At 70.1% G+C, this 6134-nt stretch carries 7 protein-coding genes; all 7 read right to left on the reverse strand.

Annotation, left to right across the window (positions count from 1 at the left end; all coding sequences use genetic code 11):
- Window positions 1-363: cobalamin biosynthesis protein (locus tag Q7T84_RS06465; protein WP_304806936.1), on the reverse strand; the 363-nt coding region annotated here is incomplete at its 3' end.
- Entirely contained in the window at window positions 353-1129 is a 777-nt protein-coding gene (locus Q7T84_RS06470; protein WP_304806938.1) for an ABC transporter ATP-binding protein, read from the reverse strand. The genes Q7T84_RS06470 and Q7T84_RS06465, both read right to left, overlap by 11 nt.
- Window positions 1126-2103, reverse strand: a complete 978-nt coding sequence (locus Q7T84_RS06475) for an iron ABC transporter permease (protein ID WP_304806939.1) — start codon at window positions 2101-2103, stop codon at window positions 1126-1128. The genes Q7T84_RS06470 and Q7T84_RS06475 overlap by 4 nt, the downstream gene beginning before the upstream one ends.
- Window positions 2100-2981, reverse strand: a complete 882-nt coding sequence (locus Q7T84_RS06480; RefSeq protein WP_304806940.1) for an ABC transporter substrate-binding protein — start codon at window positions 2979-2981, stop codon at window positions 2100-2102. Before Q7T84_RS06480 ends, Q7T84_RS06475 begins: the two co-directional genes overlap by 4 nt.
- Window positions 2978-3595 (reverse strand): cob(I)yrinic acid a,c-diamide adenosyltransferase, encoded by a 618-nt coding sequence (gene cobO / locus Q7T84_RS06485; protein WP_304806941.1) that lies wholly within the window; start codon window positions 3593-3595, stop codon window positions 2978-2980. The genes Q7T84_RS06480 and cobO overlap by 4 nt, the downstream gene beginning before the upstream one ends.
- Window positions 3592-4587: a threonine-phosphate decarboxylase CobD gene (gene cobD, locus Q7T84_RS06490; RefSeq protein ID WP_304806942.1), complete on the reverse strand. Its 996-nt coding sequence runs from the start codon at window positions 4585-4587 to the stop codon at window positions 3592-3594. Before cobD ends, cobO begins: the two co-directional genes overlap by 4 nt.
- A partial coding sequence (locus Q7T84_RS06495) for a TonB-dependent siderophore receptor (protein ID WP_304806944.1) occupies window positions 4568-6134 on the reverse strand: 1567 nt, incomplete at its 5' end. The genes Q7T84_RS06495 and cobD, both read right to left, overlap by 20 nt.

Below are 6134 nucleotides of genomic sequence, written 5' to 3' on the forward strand. Positions count from 1 at the left end.
GGGGAGGAAAGGTTCAAGGGGCTCGCCGAGCGCGCGGCTGACGGCGGCGACGTGGTCGTAGAGGCTGCGGGCGGCGAGGCCGAGGGAGCCGAGCAGCGCCGCCAGGATCACAGCCCAGCCGGTGAGCAGATGATCCAGCAACAGGCCGACGCCCGCCGCCGATCCGGCGACGATCAGCAGGGTGGCGAGGCCGGCGACCCGGCGCGGCAGGTCGCCGCCGTGGTTCAGTCGCCGCTCCAGCGCGCGGAGCTGCCAACCGATCCAGGCGACCGGGTGCGGGACGACCGCATGCAGCCTGCGCGGATAGCCGAACAGGCCCTCCACCGCCGCAGCGGCGAGGACCAGCCAGGGATCAGCCGCCACGTCCGACGATCTCGATCAGCGGGCCGCCAGCGCCTTCGATGACGCGGGCGCGGACGCCGTAGGCGCTGGCCATCACCTCGGGTGAAAGGGCCTGCGCCGGCGGTCCGTCGGCCAGCACCTTGCCGGCCGCCATGACGATGATGCGGTCAGCGATGCGAGCGGCCAGCGACAGGTCGTGCAGGGTGACGATCACGCCCCTGCCCTGCTCATGGGCCATGGCGCGGAAGAGATCGCCAGCGTCGAGCTGGTGGCCGGGATCAAGGCCGGTCAGCGGCTCGTCGGCCAGCAGCCACTCGGGATCGCCGGCCAGGGCGCGGGCGATCAGCACCCGTCCGCGCTCGCCGCCCGAAAGCGTTGTGACGTCGCGGTCGGCGAGTTCCGTGACGCCGGCCGCGTCCATGGCCCGGTCGATGGCGGCGGCGTCCTCCAGCGACAGTCCGCTGGAGCCGATAAACGGTGTGCGCCCGAGGCCGACCAGGATCCGGGCCTCGACCGCCCAGGCGACTTCTGGTGTCTGCGGAATGAAGCCGATCCGGCGGGCGCGGGCGCGGGCGGGCATCGACAGCACGTCGGCGTCATCGAGACGGACGCGGCCGGCGCCCGGTTTGCGCAGGCCCGCCAGGCAGGCGAGCAGGGTCGACTTGCCGGCGCCGTTCGGGCCCAGGATCGCGGTGACCGTGCCGGACTGGAAGGTCGCCGCGACGCCGGCCACCACCAGCTTGCCGCCGAGGCGGACTTCGATGTCGTGGGCGCTGAGCGTGCTCATGCGATCCTCCGGCGAAGCGAGAGCAGCAGGGCGAAGAAGAACGGCCCGCCCAGCACGGCCATGGCGACGCCCAACTTCACCTCGCCGGCGGCCGGGGTCAGGCGCACGGCGATGTCGGCTGCAAGCACCAGCACCGCCCCGCCGATGGCGCTGGGGATCAGCAGCTCGCCGGGCCTGGCCCCCACCAACGGTCGCAGCAAATGCGGGACGATCAGGCCTACGAAGCCGATCACGCCGGTCACCGCGACGCTGGCCCCAGCGGTCAGGGCGACGCCGATAGCCAGTATCCAGCGGGTGGCGGTCATGTTGACGCCAAGCGAGCGGGCGCCGGTTTCGCCGAGCGTCAAAGCGTCCAGCCCCCGGCCGATGAACATCAGCATCACGCAGCCCGCCGCGATCAGCGGAAGGGCCATCTGCACCTCGCCGAGGCTGCGATCGGCCAGCGATCCCATCAGCCAGTTGATGATCTCGTTCACCGCCCAGGGATTGGGCGCGAGACTGAGCGCCAGGGCCACACCCGCCCCGGCCATGGTCTGCAAGATCACCCCGGCCAGGATGAAGGTGACGATGCTGGAGGCCTGGCCCGACAGCGCCAGCAGCAGCATGACCGCGATCAGGGCGCCGATCATGGCGGCGCCGGCGATCACCCAGGGCTCGGCCGCGCCGGCCCCCAGATAGAGGGTGAGCACCGCGCCGAGGGCGGCCATCGAGGAGACGCCGAGCGCGCCGGGGTCGGCCAGCGGGTTGCGGGTGTAGCCCTGCATGGCCGCGCCCGACATGCCGAGCGCCGCGCCGACGCCGATGGCCAGGATGGTGCGCGGCAGGCGCAGTTCGAAGATGATCGCCCAGCGCGGATCGCCGCGGTCGAGCCAGTCGCTGAACGGCACCCAGACGCGGCCGGCGGCCATGCTGACCATCGACAGCAGAACGGTCAGCCCGATCAGGGCGAGGATGGTGGCCTGGCGGCGGCTCATGCGCGGGCTTCCTGGGCGCGGACGGCCAGTGCGCCTTGCCGGGCGCGGACCAGCATCTGCGCGGTCTGGATCAGCACCGGCCCGCCGCAGAAGGTGAGTTGCTGCGGGAAGCTGGCGCGGTGCATGCGGTGGGCGACGCGCGACAGGGCCGGATGGTTCAGCACCCGATCAGCCCAGGTCGGGGCGCCAGGCTTTGTCTCGCCGGCCAGCAGCACGTCGGGCGGATCGGCGACGAGGTTCTCCAGCGGCACGTTGCCGGTGCGCTTGAGGCCATAGCGCGAGGCGGCGTTCTCGAAGCCCGCGCGGCGCATCATGTCGTCCATCAGCGTCCCCTGGGCCGAGGCGAAGCCGCCGGACTGGTAGATCAGCGCCGTCAGCTTCGGCGTGCCCGGCGGCGGGGCGGAGGCGGCGACGGCCGCCGCGATCTTGGCGACCAAAGCCTCGCCGCGCGCCGGGCGATGGACGGCGCGGGCCACCTGGCGCACCTGCTCCAGGCTTTCGTCAAGCGTGTTGGGTACGCCGAACAGCTCGGCGCGAATGTGCAGCCGCTTCAGCGCCGCGCGGGTGGCCGGTGAGGAATGGCGGCCGGTCAGCACCAAGTCGGGCCGAAGGGCCAGCACCTCCTCGGCGCTCTCATAGGTGAACGGAAGAGTCCGCCCCAGCTCGCCAAGACTGGAGCTGGAGGGTTCGTGCGAATAGTGGCTGAGCGCGGCGATCTGAGCGCGGTCGGCCAGGTGGACAAGGATCACATCCAGGCACGGATTGAGCGAGACGATGCGCCGTGGATCGGGACCCGGCGGATCGCCTGGCCCAGCCCCGCCGAGCCCCACCACCGCGCCCGTGGCGAGCACTGAGCGCCGGGTGATCCTCCAGCTCAAAAGTCGATCCCGCGCTGGGCCTTGATACCCTGCTCGAACGGGTGCTTGACCAGCGTCATCTCGGTGACGAGGTCGGCGATGGCCAGCAGCTCCGGCTTGGCGTTGCGACCGGTGATGACCACGTGCTTGTCGCGCGGCCGGGCGTTCAGGTCGGCGACCACCTTGGCGATGTCGAGATAGTCGTAGCGCAGGGCGATGTTCAGCTCGTCCAGGATCACCAGATCCAGCTCGGGATCGTGCAGCATCTCGACCGAGGTGGCCCAGGCTGCTTCGGCGGCTGCGATATCCTGGGCGCGATCCTGGGTGTCCCAGGTGAAGCCCTGCCCCATGATCTCGTAGCGAACCTGGCCCGGGAACTTCTTGAAGAACTGACGCTCGCCAGTGATCCACTTGCCCTTGATATACTGGACGATGCCGACCTTCTGGTTCCAGCCCAAAGCCCGGGCGACCATCCCGAAGGCGGCCGTAGACTTGCCCTTGCCGTCGCCGGTGTGGACCAGCAGCAGGCCCGGCGCCTCGTCGGTCTTGGTGGCCATCAGTTCGTCGCGTTCGGCCTTCAGCGCCTGCATGGCGGCCTTGTGCTCGGCGTTCTTGACGTCTTCTTGGTCGCTCATCGGCAGGAGCCCTCCAGGGCGGATTGCAGTCTGGGCCAGTCTTTGGATTTTGGCAGGCCGAACCTGAGCCAGGTCGGCTGATCGGAAAAGGGCCTGGTCAGCACGCCGCGCCGCGCCAGGGCGGTGAAGCGACCGGCCGCGTCGGGGGTGGCGGCTAGCCGGAACAGCGAGGTTCCGCCGACAATCTCGAAACCGCTAGCGGCCAAAAGGGCGTCCAACCGGGCGGCTTCCTTGGTCAGTCGCGCGGCGGTGGCCTCGCGCCAAGCATGGTCGGCATAGGCGGCCCTGCCGGCGGCGATGGCCTCGGCGCTGACTGGCCAGTCGCCAAACTGCGCCCCGATCCGCGCGGCCAGCCCTGGCTCGGCGATCACGAAGCCCAGGCGCACGCCGGCCAAGCCATAGAACTTGCCGAACGAGCGCAGCACGATCAGCCGGCCGCCGGCGCGGGCCGCGACGCTGAGTTCGGGCGCGGTCTCGACGAACGACTCATCGACGATCAGCCAGCGGTCGCCGGCCGCCAAGTCCTCGTGGCGGGCGCCGTTCGGGTTGTTCGGATTGACCACCACCACCGCTTCGCTCGCCGCAGCGGCGAGGTCGCGCGGCGCCACGCACTGAACCTTGGCGCCGGCCAGGCGCCAGGCCTCGGCATGACCGCCATAGGTCGGGGCGGCGATGGCGACCGAGCGCGCGCCCAGCAGACGCGGCAAGGCGCGCAGGGCCGCCTCCGCGCCAGGCACGGCGGCGACACGATCTGGCGAGACGCCGAAGGCGCCCGCCGCGGCGGCTTCCAGGGCGGTGATCTCGTCGGGATCGGGCAGCCGCGTCAGGCTGACGGCGGTGGCCCGCGCCCCTTTCCAGGGACGCGGGTTGATACCGGTCGACAGATCCAGCCACGGCGTCGGCGCATCGGGAAACGCACGCCGCGCCGCAGCCAGCCGGCCGCCGTGACGGAGGAAGTCCTCCAGGTTCGGGTCAGAACTTGGCGCGGACACCGACATAGGCTCCACGCCCCGGCGAACCGTAGTTGCGGGTGGTCTCGTAGCTGTCGTCGAAGGCGTTCTCGACGCGGCCATAGACCTCGAAGGTCTCGTTCACCGGATAGGAGGCCCGCAGGTCGACGAGGGTGTAGCTCTGCAGGACGTAGGAGTTCGCCGCGTTGTCGAAGCTGGCCCCGACATAGCGGATCGCCGCGCCCAGGGTGGCGTCGTTGCTCCAGGTGTAGGTGGACAGGATGTTGGCCTGATGCTCGGGCCGGCGAGCCAGTTGCTTGCCGCGATTGGCGTTGCCGACCGAGTCGTTCTCGGTGTCGGTCCAGGTGTAGTTGGCCAGGACCTGCAGCGGGCCGAGATCGACCGAACCTTCCAACTCGACGCCGTGAGCCTTGGTGCGCGCGGTATTGTCGTAGGCGCCCGAGCGGCGGGCCCCGTTCACGAAGCAGAGCGGGTTGGTGGTGACGCTCGTGCAGGAGACGAAGTCGATCTGGTTGGTGGTGTCGCGGTCGAAATAGGTCGCGCGGACCATGAACCGGTCGGCGAAGCGCTGCTCGATCCCGGCGTCCCAGCCGTCCGCCTCTTCCGGCGCCAGGGCGGTGTTCCCGTACTCGCTGTAGAGTTGGTAGAGGGTCGGAGCCTTGAATCCCTGACCGAAGCTGGCGCGCAGGATGGTGTTCCCGTCGTTCAGCGACCAGGCGGCGGCGAGCTGGCCCAGCGTCTTGTCGCCGAAGGTGTCGTGGCTGTCGCGGCGCAGGCCGGCGGTCAGGGTCAGGCCGCTGACGATCTCGCCCTGGACCTGGGCGTAGATCCCGTCGATCCCGGCCTTGGCGTGGGTCGCGGCCGGGCTCGGATCAAAAGCGCTCGGCGAGGCCGTGCGCATCTTGGAATCCTCGATCTCGCCGCCGAAGGTGGCGGTCCAGGCGTCGTTGATCGTCCAGACGCCCTGGTACTCCCAGCGCTTGTTCTCGCCCCGCGCGTCGAAGGTGACGTCGGTCACCGCCTGGTCGGGATTGAAGTTCTGGCGGTCGGTGCGGGTGTAGCCATAGGCGATGCGGTTCTGCAGGGCGCCTTCGAACAGGTCGAAGTTGAGCGCGGCGTAGCCGACGAACTCTTCGGTCTCGCCGTATTCCGGGGTGTCGCCGAAGACATAGTTCGGAGGCGGGAAGCCGTCGAAGTTGTTCTTGCCCTTGGAGTAGACGCCGCGCAGGTCGATCGATACCGCGTCGGTGGCGCGGACGACCGCCCGGCCGCTGAAGCCGGTGTTCTCATAGCCGTCTTTCTCCTTGCCGAGGCGGTAGGAGGAGACGCCGTCGGTTTCATAACGTCCGCCGGCCAGACGCCAGGTGACGCGGTCGGTCTTGCCGCCGGCCGCGGCGCGCAGATAGCCCGTGCCCATCGAACCGCCCTCGGCGGTGACGCTGGCCTCGAACGGCGTCTGCGCCTCCTGGGTGATGATGTTGACGACGCCGCCGATGGCCTGGCTGCCCCACAGGGTCGACTGGGCGCCGCGCAGGATTTCGATGCGACCGATGTCGCCGGCCATCAGG

It is taken from the genome of Phenylobacterium sp., assembly GCF_030654915.1.
Lineage (GTDB): Bacteria > Pseudomonadota > Alphaproteobacteria > Caulobacterales > Caulobacteraceae > Phenylobacterium.